The sequence below is a fragment of the Dietzia sp. Alg238-R159 genome, assembly GCF_900537145.1.
GTDB lineage: Bacteria > Actinomycetota > Actinomycetes > Mycobacteriales > Mycobacteriaceae > Dietzia > Dietzia kunjamensis.
Window position 1 is genome coordinate 432547 of record NZ_UNRI01000001.1, and the last position, 16903, is coordinate 449449.

Sequence of the window (16903 nt, forward strand, 5' to 3'; positions counted from 1 at the left end):
TCGCCACCGGTCCCACGGTCGTATCCTGTGCACGGGCCTGAAGGTGAGGGAGCCGCGGCGGTGTCGTCGCAGACGAGGGGATGGGCATCACATGCGCGCGTTGGTGACGGGAGGGGCCGGGTTCATCGGGTCGACCCTGGTGGACAGGCTGCTGGGTGAGGGCCATGACGTGACCGTGGTGGACAACCTGTCCCGGGGGCGGCTCGAGAACCTGGCGGCGGCCCGTGAGGCCGGTGACCGGTTCGAGTTCCGGGAGCTCGACCTGACCGACCCCGCCATCGAGGACGTGGTGGCCGCCGCCCGGCCCGAGGTCATCTTCCACCTGGCCGCGCAGATCGACGTGCGCCTGTCGGTGGAGGATCCGGTCCACGACGCCCAGGTCAACGTCGTCGGCACCGTCCGGCTGGCCGAGGCGGCCCGCAAGGTCGGGGTGCGCAGAATCGTCTTCACCTCCTCAGGCGGGTCCATCTACGGGCCCGTGACCGAGCTGCCCGTCGCCGAGACCCGACCGGTGGACCCGCTGAGCCCGTACGCCGCCGGCAAGGTGGCCGGTGAGATCTACCTGGAGATGTTCTCGCGCCTGTACGGGATCGAGTGGGCGGGCGTCGCGCCGGCCAACGTGTACGGGCCGCGGCAGGACCCGCACGGCGAGGCCGGGGTCGTGGCGATCTTCTCCCAGCGGTTGCTGGCCGGTCAGCCCACGCGCGTGTTCGGCGACGGCGGCAACACGCGCGACTATGTGTTCGTCGACGACGTGGTGGACGCCTTCGTCCGCGCCGCCGAGGTCCCGGCCGCGGCGGGGCTGCGCTTCAACGTGGGCACCGGCGTGGAGACCACCGACCGTGGGCTGCACACCCTGGTCGCCGAGGCCGCGGGGGCCGCTGACGATCCCGAGTACGCCCCCGCCCGCCTGGGGGATGTCGCTCGCTCGGCCCTCGATGCCGAGCGCGCTGCCGAGGTACTCGGCTGGACGCCGCGGGTGACGATCCGCGAGGGCGTCGCCCGGACGGTCGACTACTTCCGCGACTGACGTCCTTCCGCGACTGACGCGCTAGTTCTCGTCGGCGCCGGCGGTGCCGTCGGCGCGCGCGTCGCCGTCGGCGCGAGCAGTTCCGTCCTCACCCGCGTCGCCGTCGGCCTCGGCGGCGCCGGCGGTCCCGACCGCGTCGGCGCCCACGGCCGCGGCGCCGACGGTGTCCTGCTGCGGGGCGAAGTTCGGCCGGGGCAGGAACGGGCGGAGCAGGTCCGGGAATCCGGGCGCGGGCCGGGCGCCGTCGGGCGCGGTGACCTCGAGTTCTCCCTCGCCCTGACCGGCGTCGTCCGCGCCGCCCGTGGCGTCACCCGCGGTGCCGCCCTCGGCTCCGCCACCGGCGACACCGTCGCCCTCCGCGGGCGCCGCCGGCGCAGCGGGCGCCACCGGGGCGGGGGCCGCGGGCGCGACCGGGACAACCGGCGCCTGACGGACCGGCTGGACGGCGGCGGCCCGCGGAACCGGCGCGACGGTCGGCACGCTGGTCACGGGGGCCACCGGGGCGACCGCCTGTTCGGCCCGGTCGTCGGCGGGCTCGGTCTCCTCGGAGACCTCGGTCGACTCCTCGCTGGTGGGTTCCTCGGTGCTCGACTCGGTGCTGTTCTCCGAGGTGGTGCTCGCGATCGGCTCGGTGGTGGGCCCGGTGGTCTGCGCGGATTCGACCTGCGCGCGGGCCCGCTCGACGGCCTCGGCGCTGCGGTGGGAGTCGTACCAGAGGCCGGCGGAGATCAACCCGACCGACAGGACGCCCAGGGCGCCCATCCCCACGGTGGTGAGGGACGGTGGGGTGAACCGGGTGTCGAGCGAAGCCATGGGCCCCAGTATCAGACAGCGTCCGTGGGAACGCCAACCTCTTCCCTCGCCGCGCGCGTCGCCGGTGGAACCGTCGTCAGTCGCTCAGGCCCCTCCCAGAGCACGGCCGCCTCGCCGTAGGGGTCCTGATCGCGACGGAGCAACAGGCCCACGGCATGTCGGCGCAGGACGGGCAGGACCCGCCCCTCCTGACCGCGGTCCACGCCGGTGTGGCGCGCCCGGATCCGCCGTTCACGCCACAGGGGCACCTGCCCGCCGAGCATCACGGCGAGCATCGCCCGGAACGCCCCGCAGTCCCGGTCGAACACGCCGCCGTGACCGCGCGTGCCGTAGACGGGCGTGCCGTCGGCGAAGTAGCCGGTGTCGAGTCGGACGGCGCCGCCGCCCAGGTCGGAGTGCGACCCGCGCTGTCGTAGGCCGAACCGGATCTGCAGTAGTTCCACGGGGTCGCCCGGTGCGGTGAGGGAGTACCTGCGCACCGGTCCGGGGGCGCGCCAGTCCGACGGCCCGGCGACGCCCACCCCGAGATCGGGCGACTCGGCGTAGATCACCCGGTCGGCGCGCAGGCCGAGCCGTTCGGCGGTGCCCACGATCCGCCCGCCGTACGAGTGCCCCACCACGGTCAGCGCCGCGCCGGGGCACTCGATCTCCATGACCCTGTCCACCTCGCGACAGAAGCGGACCAGGCGCGGCGCCATGGCGTCGGCGAACCGGGGATCGCCGGCATCGGCCATGATGTCTTGCGGGAACTCGCCGTCGAGGAACGTCACCACGGCCAGTCGCCCGCCGCCCGCCTCGACGAGGTCCACCGCGACGTCGGTGTTGACGTGGGACATGTCCAGGTTGGTGCCGGTGCCGGGCACGTACACCGCCACCGCCTCGGTCTCCGGGCCGAGCTCGCCCACCCCCTCGATCATCCGCCCACCGCGGCGCGGTGAGAACGCCGGGAAGGAACGACGACGACGACGAGCATCACGCCGCGCCATCGTCTCCAGACGCCCGATGCGCGGACTCCACGGCGTACCCGCCAGCTGTTCGCGGTGGAGCGCGGCGCGCACGGCCACCGCGTTGGCGCGGGCCCGCACCGGCCAGGGCACGCCGTACGTCCCGCCCACGGCCTTCGGCTCGGCCAGCGCGAGGAGTCGACGGTCGGCGACGGGCATGTGCTCGACCGTCGCATACACATCGGCCGGGTCGGCAGGATCGGGTTCGGCCGGGTCCGGGTCCCAGGCGGCGACGGTCGCGGCGGTGTCGAGCCCGCGGGATCCGCCCGGCCCGCCCGCGACGTCCGGCCCACCCGCGACGTCCGGCCCACCCGCCGCGACCCCGGCGAGCCTGGCCAGGTCGGCCAACGCGTTGTCCACCGCCCGGTCCAGCGTCGCCCTCAGGGCCGCGCGCCCGGGCTCGGGAAGCGGGTCCGGCCCGTCGAGGTCGTCCCAGGAGTCCTCGGCGAGCTCGACCAGCCGGTACACGCCCGCCAGGATCTCGGTCAGGCCGCGGGCCTCGCCGCCGACGGCGTCGGCCAGCGCGTCCAGGGCGGGGGAGCGGGTCGTGGAGGTGAGGAGCGCGTCGCGCGCGGTCGCCAGGGCATCCCGCGCCGAGACGAGGCCGGCGGCCAGGTCGAGTAACCGGATCACCCGGGCCGGCGGCGGGGTCTCCGGCAGTGCGCCGGTCACCGCGGCCGCCGGAACGGCTGGGTGTCGGCGACCGCCCGGGCCGCGTCGCCAGCCGACGCCTCGGACAGCGTGCCGTCCGCGAGGCCGTCGGTCAGCTCGAGCAGGCGCGCGATCCGATCGGCTGCGGGGCGCAGGAGGGCGCGGACCTCGTCGTCGTCGTCGATCCGGGCGAGACCCCCGCGCGCTGCGGAGTCCCCACCGGCGGCGTCTCCCACCCCGCCCGTTCCCGGGTCGCCAGCGGCCTGGAGGAGCGCGTCGAGTCGTCCGCGCGCCACCCCGAGGCGGCGTCGCAGGCGCGCGGCCTCGCCGCGGACGTCCTCGTTCGCGCCCCCGTCCACGGCTGCGGTCAGGACCGCATCGGGTCGTCGTCGTCCGGGGCCGGCTTCATGACCACCGCGTCGACCTTGTCATCGGGCCGCACCGCGTTCTGTAACGCGATCGTCCGCGCCAGGCGCGAGTACCGCAGTTCCTGCTCGCGGAAACGCACATAGGTGGACACCGTCACGAACGCGAAGCCCATGACCAGCGCGTACAGCACCAGGTCGGTGCCGCGCTGGACCCCGAGCGCGTTGGCGACCACGGTGAGGTCATCGGGCCGGATCACGGCGTAGACCATGAACACGACGAACAGCACGAAGCCGATCTTCACCCCGGCCTTCGCGCGCGCCTTGCGGCGGTTGGCCAGGAAGAACACGACCAGCGCGGCGCCGGCCAGCAGGAGCAGGACCTTGATCATCGGGGCAGCCTCCGTCCCACGAACCCGTCGGAGAGGATGTTGATGCCGTTGAGCAGCGACTGGCCCTTGGACATCGAGTACTCGGTGTACAGGATGTCGACCGGCTGCTCGGCCACCCGCCAGCCGCGACCGTCCATGAGCTCCACGAACTCGCTGGCGTGGCTCATCCCGTTCATCCGGAGGTTGAGGTCCTCCGCGACGCGACGGTTGAACACGCGCAGACCGTTGTGGGCGTCGGTCAGACCCAGCCGCCGGGTGCGCGGGCTCAGCAGCACCACGGTCCGCAACACGAGACGCTTGATCAGCGGCACCTGGTCGTCGTCGCGGCGGGGGCGCCCGAAGCGCGTGCCCACGACGATGTCCACCGGCTCGGAGCGCACCCGCTCCACCATGGCCAGCACGTCCTTGACCTGGTGCTGCCCGTCGGCGTCGAAGGTGACGAAGTACCGGGCCCCCGGCTGGGCGCGGGCATACTCCACGCCGGTCTGGATGGCCGCGCCCTGGCCCAGGTTCACCGGGTGGCGGACCAGGTACGCACCCGCGCGGTGGATCGCCGTCGCCGAGTTGTCCGCCGAACCGTCGTCCACCGCCACGATGTTGGGGAACGTCCCACGCGCCGAACGGAGCACCTCCTCGATCACGGTGCCCTCGTTGAAGCACGGGACGATCAGCCACACGTCGTGGTTTCGGACGTCCTCGTTCCGGCCCGCCGAGTCGCCGCCTGGGTGCTGCTCACTGTCACTGCTCATCGGAGGTCGATACTATGCGACCGGACGGACAATCCGGTGACGAGAAGGACGGCGGTTCCCCTGATGGCCATCGACGTGATGCTCCCCTACTACGGGGACGTCGACCACTTCAAGAAGGCCGTGGACAGTGTCCTGGCGCAGAGCTACCGCGATTTCCGGTTGGTCGTGGTGGACGACGGCTACCCGGATCCGGAACCGGCCCGCTACATGGGCGAGATCACCGCGCGCGACGAGCGGGTGACCTACGAGAAGAACGAGACCAACCTCGGCGCCAACGGCAACTACCGCAAGTGCCTCGGGATGGTCACCGCGCCGGTCGTCGTGGTGATGGGCGCCGACGACATCATGCTGCCCAACTACCTGCAGGTCGTGGCCGACGGGTTCGCCGCCGTGCCGGACGCCGCCGTGATGGAGGTGGGGGTCAGCGTCATCGACGAGCACGGCGCGCCCGTCCGGGGGCTGTCCGACTCGGTGAAGGCGTTCACCCAGCCCAAGGCGCAGGGCCGCACCGTGCTGCACGGCGAGAAGCTCATGACCTCGCTCATGCACGGCAACTGGACCTACTTCCCGTCGCTGGCGTGGAACTCCGAGTGGGTCAAGCGGATCGGGTTCCGTGAGGGTCTGGACGTGGTGCAGGACCTCGCGCTGCTGGTTGACGTCATCACCGGGGGCGGCCACATGATCTACGACCCCACGCTGGCGTTCCTCTACCGCCGGCACTCGGCGTCGGACTCGTCGGTCCGCGCCCTCGACGGTCGGCGGTTCGACGAGGAGGCCCGCTTCTTCGCCGGTGAGGCCGACGCGTTCGCCGCCCGCGGCTGGAAGAGCGCCGAGCGGGCCGCGCGCCTGCACGTCACCTCGCGGCTCAACGCGCTGTCGCTGATCCCGACCGCGGCCAGGGCCGGCAAGCTGACCGAGGGCGGCAAGAAGCTGCTCGGGCACACGTTCCGCAAGTTCTGACACACGGGTGATCCCCGAGACGTGGATCCCGCACCGTCGCGACGACGGCGAGGTGGTCGGCTGGATCGACATGACGGTCGCCGAGCCGGCGCTCGTGCCGATCGACAGGCTGGGCCGGCCGATGGGCCCGGTCGACGACTGGCACGAGGCGGAGGCCGCGCTCGAGCGGGTCGGCCTCCGCTTCCTCATGGACCGGTACGTCGTCCACGACGACGGGCGTGACACCGAGGTCCGCATCGCCCACGTCTACGACGACCGCATCGTGCTGACCACCGCGCTCACCGACGCGGTGGAGGACGTGGGCCGCGAGATCGTCGTGCCGTTCCCGGCGCAGGCATCGCTGCGGAGGGCATAGCGGGTCTCTGCTGCCGGGGCCCGGGTGGGCCCGTGCTCCCCGGCGCGCCCGCCGGGGCCTCAGCGTTGCACGATCACCATCCGCGACCCCACCTCTCGGACGTCGAAGCGGGCGGGATCGTCGAACTGCCGCGGCCGGAAGACGATCTCCTCGCGCGCGTTGTTCTGGACCCGGGGCATCTGGTTGACGATCGCGGGGAAAACCCAGCGGCGGGACCCCTCGCGGGTGAGGACCAGAACGTCGGGGCTGCGGAACTCACTCGAGTCCAGCGCGGCGGTCAGCTCTCCGGGGGTCTCGGTGTCCGCCCAGCTCCGGATCTCGTCGAGGCGCTCCTCGTACCGGCCGGCGGGCGTGGCGTACGCCTGGGCCGGCGCCTGGAACGAGAAGTACGGCCGGTAGGCGTAGAGGGTCGGATCCGAGGTCAGCAGGACGAGGTCCGAGGGTGCCCGGTCGCCGGTCATGTCGTCCACTGCGTCCAGCACGTCGCGGGGCACCGCGGGGAACCCGCGGGCTTCGGCGGCGAACTCCGCATCCTCCCCGGAGACGTGCTGCACCATCTGGACGGCAGCGAGGCCCGCGACCACCACCGCCGCGGCGGTGACGCGGCCACGGGACCGGTCGGGAGAGGTCCGCACGGCCCACCGGGCCAGCGTCAGCGCGCCGACCACGCCCGCCAGGGCGAGGACGAGGGTGATGATCGGGATCATCCGGAACGGCAGCAGCGTGCTGCCGGTGACCGCCCGCAGCCCCGAGAGCACGTACCACCCGAGGACGGTCACCGCCGTGAGGCCCAGGGCCTGTGCGAGGACGAGCCGTCGATCGGCCGGGGGGAGAGGGCCGTCGGCGTCGGTGTCGGCGACGTGGTCCGTGTCGTGCTCGGTGCCGATCCGCGTTCGCAACGTCGCCGCCGCGCGCTCGGAGGCCCGGCCGGCTCCATCGGGCCAGACGGTGACGACCAGCCACACCACGCCGATCAGGCACAGTAGCCCGACGGCGGACACCTCGAGCATCGGCAGCGGCCACCGCGAGGCGATCTCGGGCGCGAAGTCGTTGGCCACCGAGGGTTCGGTGTCCGCGCCGCCGAGGGCGGCCAGCAGGAATCGGTGCCAGAACAACAGTGCGATCACCGCGGAGATCGCCGCCATGGCGGCCAGGCGGCCGAGCAGGGCGAGGACCACCGCACGATCGGCGCGGTACCGCCAGGAATGGATGACGACGACGAGGCCCACCATCAGCGCCGCGACACCCGCGATGAGGGTGTAGCCCAGCGCAGCCCAGCCGAGGTAGAGGCCGATCGTCGCGACCAGCGGCCACGTGGGTCCGCGGCTCGTCCGGGATCCGGCTGCGGCGGCCACCCGTTCGCAGAGGAGGAACGTCGCCACGACGACCTGCGGGAGCAGGCAGATGAGGATCCACGAGTAGGGCTCGTAGGCGTTGGTGTGCCCGCCGATGACCGAGGTGACGAGACCGAACACGACGGCAAGCCGCGCGGGGACGAGCCATCGCCAGGCCACGAACGCGATCGCGCCGGCGATGGCCATGGTGACGATGGCGTACGGCTTGTAGAACTCCCAGCCGTCGATGCCCGTGATCCGGGACAGCTGCCCGCCCACCCAGAACCACTGTGGCGGGTAGAAGGGCGCGGCGTCGGCGTAGAAGGGGTCGGCGAGGGCGGGGGAGTCGGCGAAGCGGGTGACGTAGGCGACGCGGTTGAGCTGGTCGCCGCCGAGGCCGAACAGGTAGTGCGGCGTGCCGTTCAGCAGCAGTCCGAGGTGGGAGGAGGCCAGGAAAGCCGGCCCGGCGGTTCCGAGCAGCCACAGGGCCCGGCCGCCAGTGGCCCTGCGCAGCAACAGCCACCCGGCGAGGATGACGACCCCCGCGGCGAGGGTCGCGCCGAAGGTCTCGGGCAGCCAGCTGGGTTCGACGAACGGCAGCGCGTCGACTCCAGCGAACGTGAGGGCACCGACCACGGCCGCGACCAGGAGGGCGGCGAGGAGTTCGCCGCCCCGGCGGGCGAGCAGACGGACGTCGGTCATGCGTCGGTTTCCGGGCGGCGCGCGGTCACGGCCAGGCCGGTGACGTGGACCGCGACCCCGATGCCGGGGCCGGCGAGGAGCGCGATCGCGGCGCGCACGTCGAGTGGTCCGGGCACGGCGACGAGGAGGGCCGCCGCGGCGACGACCGCGACCCACCACCCGGCGTTGTAGAGGAGGTGGCGGTCGAAGGCCAGCGCCGCGTTGCCTGTCACCATCAGGGCGGCGGTGCCCACCGACGCGGCGGTCAGGGCGGCCAGCACCGCACCGGGCAGTTCGAAGTCGCCGCCGAACAACACGCGGATCAGCCACGGGCCGACCAGCCACGCGGCCCCTGCTCCCACGATTCCCACCGCCGTCACCAGGCCGAGGGGGGCGGCCAGCGACCGCGGTCCGCGGGCGCGGCGCTGGACGAAGTAGACGATGATCGCGCTCTGGAAACTGGTGAGCGGCACGAGCAACGGCGCGCGGGTCAGGGTGATGGCGAGGATCACCGCGCCGACGAGTGGGGCCGGATCGTCCGCGCGGACGGTGGCGGTGACGAACAGCGGGAACCCGGTCACCAAGGCCGAGGTGCCGGCGGAGGCGAGCATGGCTGCCCCGGTGTTGCGCCAGAAGCGCCGGCGGCCGGCGTCGACGGCGGAGGCCAGCGCGTCGCGGGTGGCGGGGGACAGGGCGATGAGCAGCGCCCACGTGACGGCGCCTGCGACCGTGGCCACGGCGAATCCGAGACCGGCGTCGCCGAGCCACCACGCGACGCCCGCCACGGCCAGGCGCAGCGCCGCGTCGACGGTGAGCAGGACCGCGTACAGGCCCCAGCGTTCGGTTCCCGACAGGGCGCCCGCGGTGGCGGCCTGGAGGGTGAAGCCGAGGATGCCGAACGCCATGATGGCGACGCCGACGCCGGAGAACGTGGGCAGGCCCAGCGCGGGCCAGGCCGGTGCGCTCACGGCCACCGCGGCCGCAAGGACCAGGCCCAGCGTGAGCCCGGTCGGCAGCAACCGGACGGCCGACCGCGGCGGCCGCGCGCCGACCGTGCCGGTCCCACCCCCGCGGGCCGAGCGGACGGCGCGGGTGACCTCCTGCATCAGCCCGTTGGCGACGCCGCCGAGGGCGAAGAACGCTCCCCAGTAGGTGGCGAACAACGGATAGTCTGCCGGGCCGAGTGCGCGGCCGGCGACGAGCATCACCAGGTACCCGGAGGCCGCGGCGAACAGGGTCGCCAGCGTCAGTGCCCGCATCCCGCCCGCGGCCGACCGGCCGGTGGTGGGTGTCGGCTCAGTGGCTGCCGGTGTCGTCATCGGGCATACCGAGGGTCGGCGGCAGGGGCTCGGAGAACAGCCAGGCGTTCCACAGCGGCCGCAGGTCGACGGGGGAGTGGTCGGCGGCCAGGTGGAGGAAGTCGTCGGTGGTGACGGTGCTACCGGAGTACGTCGCCACCCACGTGCGGAGGAGGTCGAAGAAGCGGTCGTCGCCGATCGTCAGGCGCAGGGCGTGCAGGGTCAGGGCGCCGCGCTTGTAGACGCGGTCGTCGAACATGTCCTCGGGGCCGGGGTCCGACAGGAGGAGGTCCTGCGGGGAGTTCTGCAGCTTGGAGTAGTAGCGCAGTGCGTGACTGCCGGCGTCGGCGCCGCCGGAGAACTCGGTCCACAGCCACTCGGCGTAGCAGGCGAACCCCTCGTGCAGCCAGATGTGCTTCCACTCGGCGATGGTGACGGCGTTGCCGAACCACTGGTGGGCCAGCTCGTGGGCGATGAGTCGCTCGTCCGAGTCCGGCCGGCCCGCGGCTTCACACGTGTTGCGTCCGAACGTCGACATGCCCATCGCCTCGAGCGGGATCTCGAGTTCGTCGTCGGTCACCACGACCTTGTAGCTGTCGAACGGGTACGGGCCGAAGAGATCGGAGAACACGGTGATCATCTCGAGTTGCCGGGCGAAGGCCTGCCGGAATCCCCGCTTGAGGTCGGCGGGGACGAAGGCGTGGAACGGCACCGGCCCGTCGGTGGCCTCGAGGTGGTCGTACTGCCCGAGGTTGACGGTCACCAGGTAGGGGGAGGTGGGGTGCGGGAGGTCGAAGTCCCAGGCGGTCGTGCTGCCACTGCGCTTCTTGCCGACCAGCGTGCCGGTGACGACGGCGCGGTACGGCGAGTCGGTGGTGAGCCTGATGCGGAACGGGGCCTTCGCCGAGGGGTGGTCGTCGCAGGGGAACCAGCTGGCGGCACCGTTGGGCTGGCCCGCGACCAGGACCCCGTCGGTCAGTTCCTCCCAGCCCACCTCGCCCCACGGCCCACGGATCGGCTTCGGGTTGCCGGAGTAGCGGATGGTCAGGGTGAACGCGGATCCCACGGCGAGCGGTTCGGCGGGGGTGATCGAGAGCTTGCCGCCGGGCCGGGTGAAGCGGGTGACGCGGCCCCCGTCGAGGAGCACCTTGGACACGGTCAGGTGTGGGGAGAGGTCGAGCCGGATCGTCTCCAGCGGCTCTGTGGCGGTCGCGGTGATCACCGCCTCGCCACGGAGGTTGTTGGGGCTCACCTTGTAGCTCAGGTCCAGCTCGTAGCGCGTGACGCGATATCCGTGGTTGCCCGCGCCGGGCAGGTAGGGGTCGACCGGATCGTCGCCCGACGGCGTGCGTGGGGACGCGATCCTGGCGACGAGGTCTGACTTCACTGCCTTCAATTCCATGACCTGCGCGAGTCTAGAGGACCCGCGTCCGGCGACGCCCTTCACGACGCGAGACGTGGCCGATCCCGAGAAAGTAGTTGCCAAACGGGAAAGTACTTGTCTACTCTCAATACCACTCCGCGGCGGAAACTCCCCCGGGGCACCGACGGAAGGCAGACCCATGGACCCGCAGAACTCCAGCACCGGCGAGGTCGATCGAGCGGAGGCCGCCCGCATGCTCGCCGAGGCCGAGGGGCGCCCACCGGTCAGCTCCCGGCACGACGCCCGCCTGTTCGCGGCGTTCGCCGCGGCCATCTCGCTTCTGATGGGGATCGGGACAGTCGCGCTCATGTTCTCCAACTGGGCGCTCGTGCCGTACGTACTGCTGCTCTCCGTGGCGATCTTCTGGCAGCGACGCGCGATCAAGGCGGGCCCCCGCGGATCGGGACGGACCTACACGTGGGGCGTCGCGGGATCGGGGGTGATGATCCTCGTCGTCGTCACCGGCCTCAACGTCATCCGCACCACGATCGGGCTCACCGCCTGGTGGTACCTCCTCGGCGTGCTGCTCGTCGCCCTGCCCGGCCTGGTGGCCGCCGCGATCATCGACCGGCGGGGATCCGAGCGGTGAGCGGAGAGAAGATGGGCGGCGAGACGACGGGCGGTCATATGACGGGCGACGAGACGACGACGAGCACCCCGGCTGCATCGGGGGGCTCCGCCCCGGGGGCGGGCGGCGGATCGGGAGGGCACGCCCGCCACCGGTTGGACGAGGTCATCCACGCGCCCGTCCGCTTCTCCATCGTCGCGGCCCTGGCCGGCGTCGACTACGCGGATTTCGCCACCATCCGCGACGCGGTCGAGGTCACCGACTCGACACTGTCCAAGCAGGCATCGGTGCTGGAGAAGGCCGGATACGTCAAGGTCAGCAAGGGGTACGTCGGCAAGCGACCGCGGACGTGGTTGTCGCTCACCCGCGACGGACGCAGGGCCTACGAGTCCCACCTGGCGGCGCTGCGGGCCATCGCCGGCGGCTGACCCGCCCACCGGTTCACCCTCGCCAGGGTGCGATCGGATTGCCCTGCCAGCGGGTGCCGGGCGGGATGCGGTCGCCGCGCATCACCAGCGAGGCCGGGCCGACGGTCGAGCCGTCACCGATCGACGACGCCGGCAGCGCGACGCAGTGGCACCCCAGCGTGGCGCCGGCCTCGATCGTCACCCGGTCGATCTGCATGATGCGGTCGTGGAACAGGTGGGTCTGGACCACGCACCCGCGGTTGATGGTGGCGCCGTCCCCGAGGGAGATCAGGTCCGCCTCGGGCAGCCAGTACGACTCGCACCACACGCCTCGGCCGATCCGTGAGCCCAGCAGGCGCAGCATCGCGTTCATCACCGGGGTGCCCGACGCGGGCCGGGCCATCCACGGCGCGGCGAGCAACTCGATGAACGAGTCGGCGACCTCGTTGCGCCACACGAACGACGACCACAGCGGCTGCTCGCCCGCGCGGATCCGGCCCACGAGGATCCACTTGGCCAGCGCGGCGACCACCAGGGCGACCAGACCCGCGTAGGCGAGCGTCAGCCCGGAGGTCAGTGCCGCCACGCCGAAGCCCCACTCCAGGTGGATCTCCTGCATCACCACCAGGACGCTCACCAGCAGCAGGAACGACATCCAGACGGGGACCAGTCGCAGGGTCTCCCACGCCGCCCGGGCGACCTTGAGGCGTCGCGGCGGCTGGTAGGTGCGGACGTCGTCGGTGTCGGCGACGGCGCGAGGGAGTTTCTGCGGCGGCGACCCCAGCCACGAGGTGCCCTTCTTGGCCTTCTGCGGGGCGGACGAGAGCACGGCGACCAGGCCGCGCGCGGGCACCTTCCGCCCGGCGGAGGCGATCCCGGAGTTGCCGAGGAAGGCGCGCTTGCCGACCTGGGCGTGCTCCAGACGCATCCATCCGGAGCCCAGTTCGTACGGTGCGACCATGGTGTCGTCGGCGAGGAACGCCCCGTCGCGGACGGTGGTGAGCGCGGGGATGAGCAGCACGGTCGAGGCCTCGACGTCCTTGCCGATCCTGGCTCCCAGCAGGCGCAACCATACCGGGGTGAGCATGGACGCGTAGAGCGGGTAGAGCCAGTTCCGGGCGGCGTCCATGAGGCGCTCGCTGCACCAGGCCTGCCAGGCGATCCGCGAGTGGACCGGGTGGAAGCCCGGGTCCAGGCCGATCGACAGCAGCCGGACCGCCCCGAGGGTGGCCACGGCGAAGAGTGCGAGCGCGAGGAGGGTGGCGGGGACCGACCACAGAGCGGCGAGCAGGGCCATCTCGCCCGGGCCGCCCGCGCCGCGGGCTCCCCAGGCCACCAGCGCGAGGCCCGCGAACAGGGCCGCCAGCGGCATCGCACCGAGCGCGACGGCGGAGAACTGGTAGACCAGGCTCCAGAACCGGTTGTGGGGCGCGGGCTCGGCCGGCCAACTCGACCCACGCTTGCCGCGCTTGAGCGCGGGGGAGCCGGCGTAGCGCTTACCGGCCTTGACCGTGCCGACCACTGCGGACCCGATCTCCACGTGGGCCCCGCGGCCCACCACCGCGCCGGGCAGCAGGGTGGACCGGGCGCCCACCACCGCGTTCTCGCCGATCTCCACGGAGCCCACGTGCACGAGGTCGCCGTCGATCCAGTACCCGGCCAGGTCCACCTCGGGTTCGATCGAGGCCCCGTCGCCCACCCGGAGCAGGCCGGTGACCGGCGGGAGGGTGTGCATGTCCACACCGTGGCCGATCTGCGCCCCCAGCAACCGCGCGAAGGGGGTGAGCCACCCGGCGCCCTCGAGATTGGCGGCCCCGGAGACCTCGACCAACCGCTCGGCGGCCCAGATCCGCAGGTGCACCGACCCCGCCCGCGGGTACGTCCCCGGGGCCACGCCGGCGGTGAGCACCCGGCACAGGACGGCGGTGACCAGCATGCGGCCGGCGGGCAGCAGGAGCAGAACCACCATGATCCCGAGCACCCACCACGACACCGGCCGCGCCCAGGGCAGCCCGAGGCCGACGGCGACGTTGTTGGCGATACCCACCCAGGTGAGCCACTGCAGGCCGGTCATGGTGAGCAGCGGGATCGTGGCGAGCACCTGCAGGAGCTGCGCGCCGCGGCCGACGGGTCGGACGTACCGCGGTTCGACCTCGGCTTCCGGTTCGAGTTCGTCGAGGTACCCGGCGAAGTCGCCCAGGCGCGAGCGGTCGTAGATGTCGCCGACGGTCACCGCGGGGAAGCGTTCCCGGACGCGGGCCACCACGTGCGCGGCGGCGAGCGAACCGCCCCCGAGGGCGAAGAAGTCCTCGTCGACCCCGGAGACGTCGGCCCCGAGGGCGGCCGACCACAGTTCGGCGACCCACGCCTCGATGCCGTCGAGTTCCGACTCGGCGGCCGACGTCTGGGCCAGCGGCCACGGCAGGGCGGCGCGGTCGACCTTGCCGGAGGTGCGGGTCGGCAGCTCGTCGACCAGGGCCAGGCGCGGGACCACGCCGGCGGGCAGGTGCTCGCGCAGGAGGCCGGCCGCGCCGGGCAGGTCGAACTGGTCGGGCTGCTCGGCCACGAGGTACGCCACGAGCACGGGCTGGCCCGCGTCGGTCTTCTTCACGGCGGCGGCGCCGGCGCTCACCCCGGGCAGGGCGGACACGGCGGTGTCGACCTCGCCCAGCTCGAGCCGACGGCCGCCGATCTTGACCTGGTCGTCGACCCGGCCGTTGAAGTAGAGGCCGTCGGCCTCGAGCCGGACCACGTCGCCGGAGCGGTAGGCCCGGTCCCATCCGAGTGTCTCCATCGGCGCGTACTTCTCGGCGTCCTTCTCGGGGTCCAGGTATCGCGCCAGGCCGACGCCGCCGATCACGAGTTCCCCGGATTCCCCGTAGCCCACCGGATGGCCCGCGGCATCGACCACCGCGAGGTCCCATCCGTCCAACGGCAGCCCGATCGACACCTCACCGCGGCCGTCGAGCGGGGCGGCGCAGGCGACGACGGTCGCCTCGGTGGGGCCGTAGGTGTTCCACACCTCGCGCCCCTCGCCGACCAGGCGTTCGGCCAGCTCGGGCGGGCACGCCTCGCCGCCGAGGATCACCATCCGGATGTCGCGGAGCATCGAATCGGGCCACATCGAGGCCAGGGTCGGCACCGTGGAGATGACGGTGATCCGGCGGTCCCGCAGCCACGGGCCCAGGTCGAGGCCGGACTTGACCACCGACCGCGGCGCGGGCACCAGGCATGCCCCGTGGGCCCAGGCCAGCCACATCTCCTCGCAGGAGGCGTCGAACGCCACGGACAATCCCGCCAACACGCGGTCGCCGGGGCCCAGCGGCGCGCCCTGCAGAAAGAGCCGGGACTCGGCGTCGACGAACGCCGCGGCGCTGCGATGCGTCACGGCCACACCCTTGGGCAGGCCGGTGGTGCCGGAGGTGAAGATGATCCAGCAGTCGTCGTCGACCGTCGGGCCGCGGTGCCGCGTGGGGTCGGCGGATCGGTCGGGGTCGGTGACGAGCATCCCGTCGGCGGCGTAGACGGCCGCGACCTGCGCCTGACCGAACACCAACTCGGCGCGCTCGGCGGGGTCGTCCACGTCGACGGGAACGTACGCCGCGCCGGCGGCGAGGGTGCTGAGGATGGCCAGGTAGAGGTCCGCGGAGCCCGTGGGCATGTGGATGCCGACCCGGTCGCCGGCGACGACGCCCTGGTCGTGCATCCACCGGGCGGAGGTGTGGATCGTCCGCGCCACCTCGTCGTAGCTCAGGACGCGGGTGCCGTCGTCGATGCACGGCGCGTCCGGGTGGCGGGTCGCCGCGGCGTCGAACACGTCGAGGAGTGTCCGGGGTTCCGCGGCGTGTGAGCTGCGAAGATACTGCTCGGGAATGGTGGCCACCCTCGGATCGTATCCCGCGTAGGTGAACTGCCCGCCGCGGTCACCCGGGGCTGGTTAAGTGAGGCGGATGACAGAGAACCTCAGCAACAAGACCATCGTGATCGTGGGAGCGGGTCCGGGATTCGGCCGCACGCTCGCCCTGCAGGCCGCCGCACAGGGGGCGACGGTGGTCGTCGCCGCCCGCACGGAGTCGCGGGTCGTCGAGATCGCCGAGGAGGTCCGTGCGGCTGGCGGAAGCGCGATCGCCGCGGCCGTGGACGCCACCGACCCGGAGTCGGTGCGAGCGTTGCGGGAGACGGTGGAGGGTCACACCGATGCGGTGCACGGTCTGGTCTACAGCGCGTTCGCGGTGCCCAGCATGAAGCCGCTCGCGCAGACAGACCACGACCAGATCTCCCGCGGGATCGACCTGTCGGTGCTCGGCGCCCTGCGCACCACGCAGGAGTTCACCCCGCTGCTCGAGGCCGGCGCCGCTCCTGCCACCGGCACCGCTCCCGCCACCGGCACCGCAGCCGGCTCCGCTGCCGCCGCCGACTCCGCCACAGGCGCGGCCCCCGCCAGCGCGTCCGTCGTCATGATGGCCTCAGCGGTGATCCACCACTCCCGCGAGCGCTACGCGGGCTACAAGATCGCCAAGACCGCCCTCGTCGCGCTGGGCCATTCCCTGGCCACCGAGCTCGGCCCGCGGGGCATCCGCGTCAACACCGTGGCGCCCGGGTACATCTACGGCGAGACGCTCAAGGCGTACTTCGAGCACCTGGCCACCAAGTACGGCGGCACGGTCGACGACGTCTACGCCCACACCGCCGAGAAGATGGATCTGCGGCGCCTGCCCTCCGAGCGCGAGATCGTCGACCCGGTGCTGTTCCTGCTCTCCGACGCCGCCTCGGCGGTCACGGGCCAGACCCTGACCGTGGACTGCGGCGAGTTCCACACCTGAACCGGGCGGACCGCACCCCGACGCCGGATCAGGGTCTCAGAATCGGGTCT

15 protein-coding genes are annotated in these 16903 nt (G+C 72.7%); 6 read left to right on the plus strand and 9 right to left on the minus strand.

Going from position 1 to position 16903, the window contains the following annotated elements; all coding sequences use genetic code 11:
• Nucleotides 1-91 precede the first annotated feature (91 nt).
• A complete protein-coding gene (locus tag G6R20_RS01960) occupies nucleotides 92-1030 on the plus strand; it encodes an SDR family NAD(P)-dependent oxidoreductase (protein WP_119193525.1) in 939 nt (312 codons plus the stop codon).
• A gap of 21 nt (nucleotides 1031-1051) precedes the next feature.
• On the opposite strand, the gene G6R20_RS01965 is transcribed toward G6R20_RS01960, so the two are convergent.
• Genes G6R20_RS01965 through G6R20_RS01985 form a run of 5 tightly spaced genes read right to left on the minus strand, consistent with a single transcriptional unit; the run spans nucleotide 1052 to nucleotide 5004 of the window.
• Nucleotides 1052-1843, minus strand: a complete 792-nt coding sequence (locus G6R20_RS01965) for a hypothetical protein (RefSeq protein WP_163375440.1) — start codon at nucleotides 1841-1843, stop codon at nucleotides 1052-1054.
• A gap of 11 nt (nucleotides 1844-1854) precedes the next feature.
• Complete coding sequence (locus tag G6R20_RS01970) at nucleotides 1855-3519, minus strand: alpha/beta hydrolase (protein ID WP_163375441.1); 1665 nt, start codon at nucleotides 3517-3519, stop codon at nucleotides 1855-1857.
• Nucleotides 3516-3857 carry a hypothetical protein gene (locus G6R20_RS01975; protein WP_119192903.1) on the minus strand — a complete coding sequence of 114 codons (342 nt, stop codon included), beginning with the start codon at nucleotides 3855-3857 and terminating at the stop codon, nucleotides 3516-3518. The genes G6R20_RS01970 and G6R20_RS01975 overlap by 4 nt, the downstream gene beginning before the upstream one ends.
• A gap of 8 nt (nucleotides 3858-3865) precedes the next feature.
• Nucleotides 3866-4255 carry a DUF2304 domain-containing protein gene (locus G6R20_RS01980; RefSeq protein ID WP_069389183.1) on the minus strand — a complete coding sequence of 130 codons (390 nt, stop codon included), beginning with the start codon at nucleotides 4253-4255 and terminating at the stop codon, nucleotides 3866-3868.
• Nucleotides 4252-5004: a glycosyltransferase family 2 protein gene (locus G6R20_RS01985; protein WP_163375442.1), complete on the minus strand. Its 753-nt coding sequence runs from the start codon at nucleotides 5002-5004 to the stop codon at nucleotides 4252-4254. The genes G6R20_RS01980 and G6R20_RS01985 overlap by 4 nt, the downstream gene beginning before the upstream one ends.
• A gap of 63 nt (nucleotides 5005-5067) precedes the next feature.
• On the opposite strand from G6R20_RS01985, the gene G6R20_RS01990 reads away from it, so the two are divergent.
• On the plus strand, nucleotides 5068-5964 hold the full coding sequence (locus tag G6R20_RS01990) for a glycosyltransferase family 2 protein (protein WP_119192901.1): 897 nt from the start codon (nucleotides 5068-5070) through the stop codon (nucleotides 5962-5964).
• A 7-nt stretch (nucleotides 5965-5971) separates the two neighbouring features.
• On the plus strand, nucleotides 5972-6319 hold the full coding sequence (locus tag G6R20_RS01995; RefSeq protein WP_163375443.1) for a hypothetical protein: 348 nt from the start codon (nucleotides 5972-5974) through the stop codon (nucleotides 6317-6319).
• 59 nt (nucleotides 6320-6378) lie between these two features.
• Here G6R20_RS01995 and G6R20_RS02000 read toward each other — a convergent pair whose 3' ends face one another.
• The 3 genes from G6R20_RS02000 to G6R20_RS02010 are packed head-to-tail and all read right to left on the minus strand — an operon-like array spanning nucleotide 6379 to nucleotide 11028.
• Complete coding sequence (locus G6R20_RS02000; protein WP_163375444.1) at nucleotides 6379-8355, minus strand: arabinofuranosyltransferase; 1977 nt, start codon at nucleotides 8353-8355, stop codon at nucleotides 6379-6381.
• Complete coding sequence (locus G6R20_RS02005) at nucleotides 8352-9653, minus strand: polysaccharide biosynthesis protein (protein WP_163375445.1); 1302 nt, start codon at nucleotides 9651-9653, stop codon at nucleotides 8352-8354. The genes G6R20_RS02000 and G6R20_RS02005 overlap by 4 nt, the downstream gene beginning before the upstream one ends.
• Nucleotides 9631-11028, minus strand: a complete 1398-nt coding sequence (locus G6R20_RS02010) for a M1 family metallopeptidase (protein WP_240341267.1) — start codon at nucleotides 11026-11028, stop codon at nucleotides 9631-9633. Before G6R20_RS02010 ends, G6R20_RS02005 begins: the two co-directional genes overlap by 23 nt.
• A 166-nt stretch (nucleotides 11029-11194) precedes the next feature.
• On the opposite strand from G6R20_RS02010, the gene G6R20_RS02015 reads away from it, so the two are divergent.
• Nucleotides 11195-11644 (plus strand): hypothetical protein, encoded by a 450-nt coding sequence (locus tag G6R20_RS02015; protein WP_163375447.1) that lies wholly within the window; start codon nucleotides 11195-11197, stop codon nucleotides 11642-11644.
• A complete protein-coding gene (locus G6R20_RS02020; protein WP_240341232.1) occupies nucleotides 11641-12051 on the plus strand; it encodes a transcriptional regulator in 411 nt (136 codons plus the stop codon). The genes G6R20_RS02015 and G6R20_RS02020 overlap by 4 nt, the downstream gene beginning before the upstream one ends.
• 13 nt (nucleotides 12052-12064) lie before the next feature.
• On the opposite strand, the gene G6R20_RS02025 is transcribed toward G6R20_RS02020, so the two are convergent.
• On the minus strand, nucleotides 12065-15913 hold the full coding sequence (locus tag G6R20_RS02025; protein ID WP_163375448.1) for a Pls/PosA family non-ribosomal peptide synthetase: 3849 nt from the start codon (nucleotides 15911-15913) through the stop codon (nucleotides 12065-12067).
• A gap of 67 nt (nucleotides 15914-15980) precedes the next feature.
• On the opposite strand from G6R20_RS02025, the gene G6R20_RS02030 reads away from it, so the two are divergent.
• The gene (locus G6R20_RS02030; RefSeq protein ID WP_163375449.1) at nucleotides 15981-16853 is read left to right on the plus strand and encodes an SDR family oxidoreductase; all 873 of its coding nucleotides are present in this window, start codon (nucleotides 15981-15983) and stop codon (nucleotides 16851-16853) included.
• Nucleotides 16854-16903: the final 50 nt, after the last annotated feature.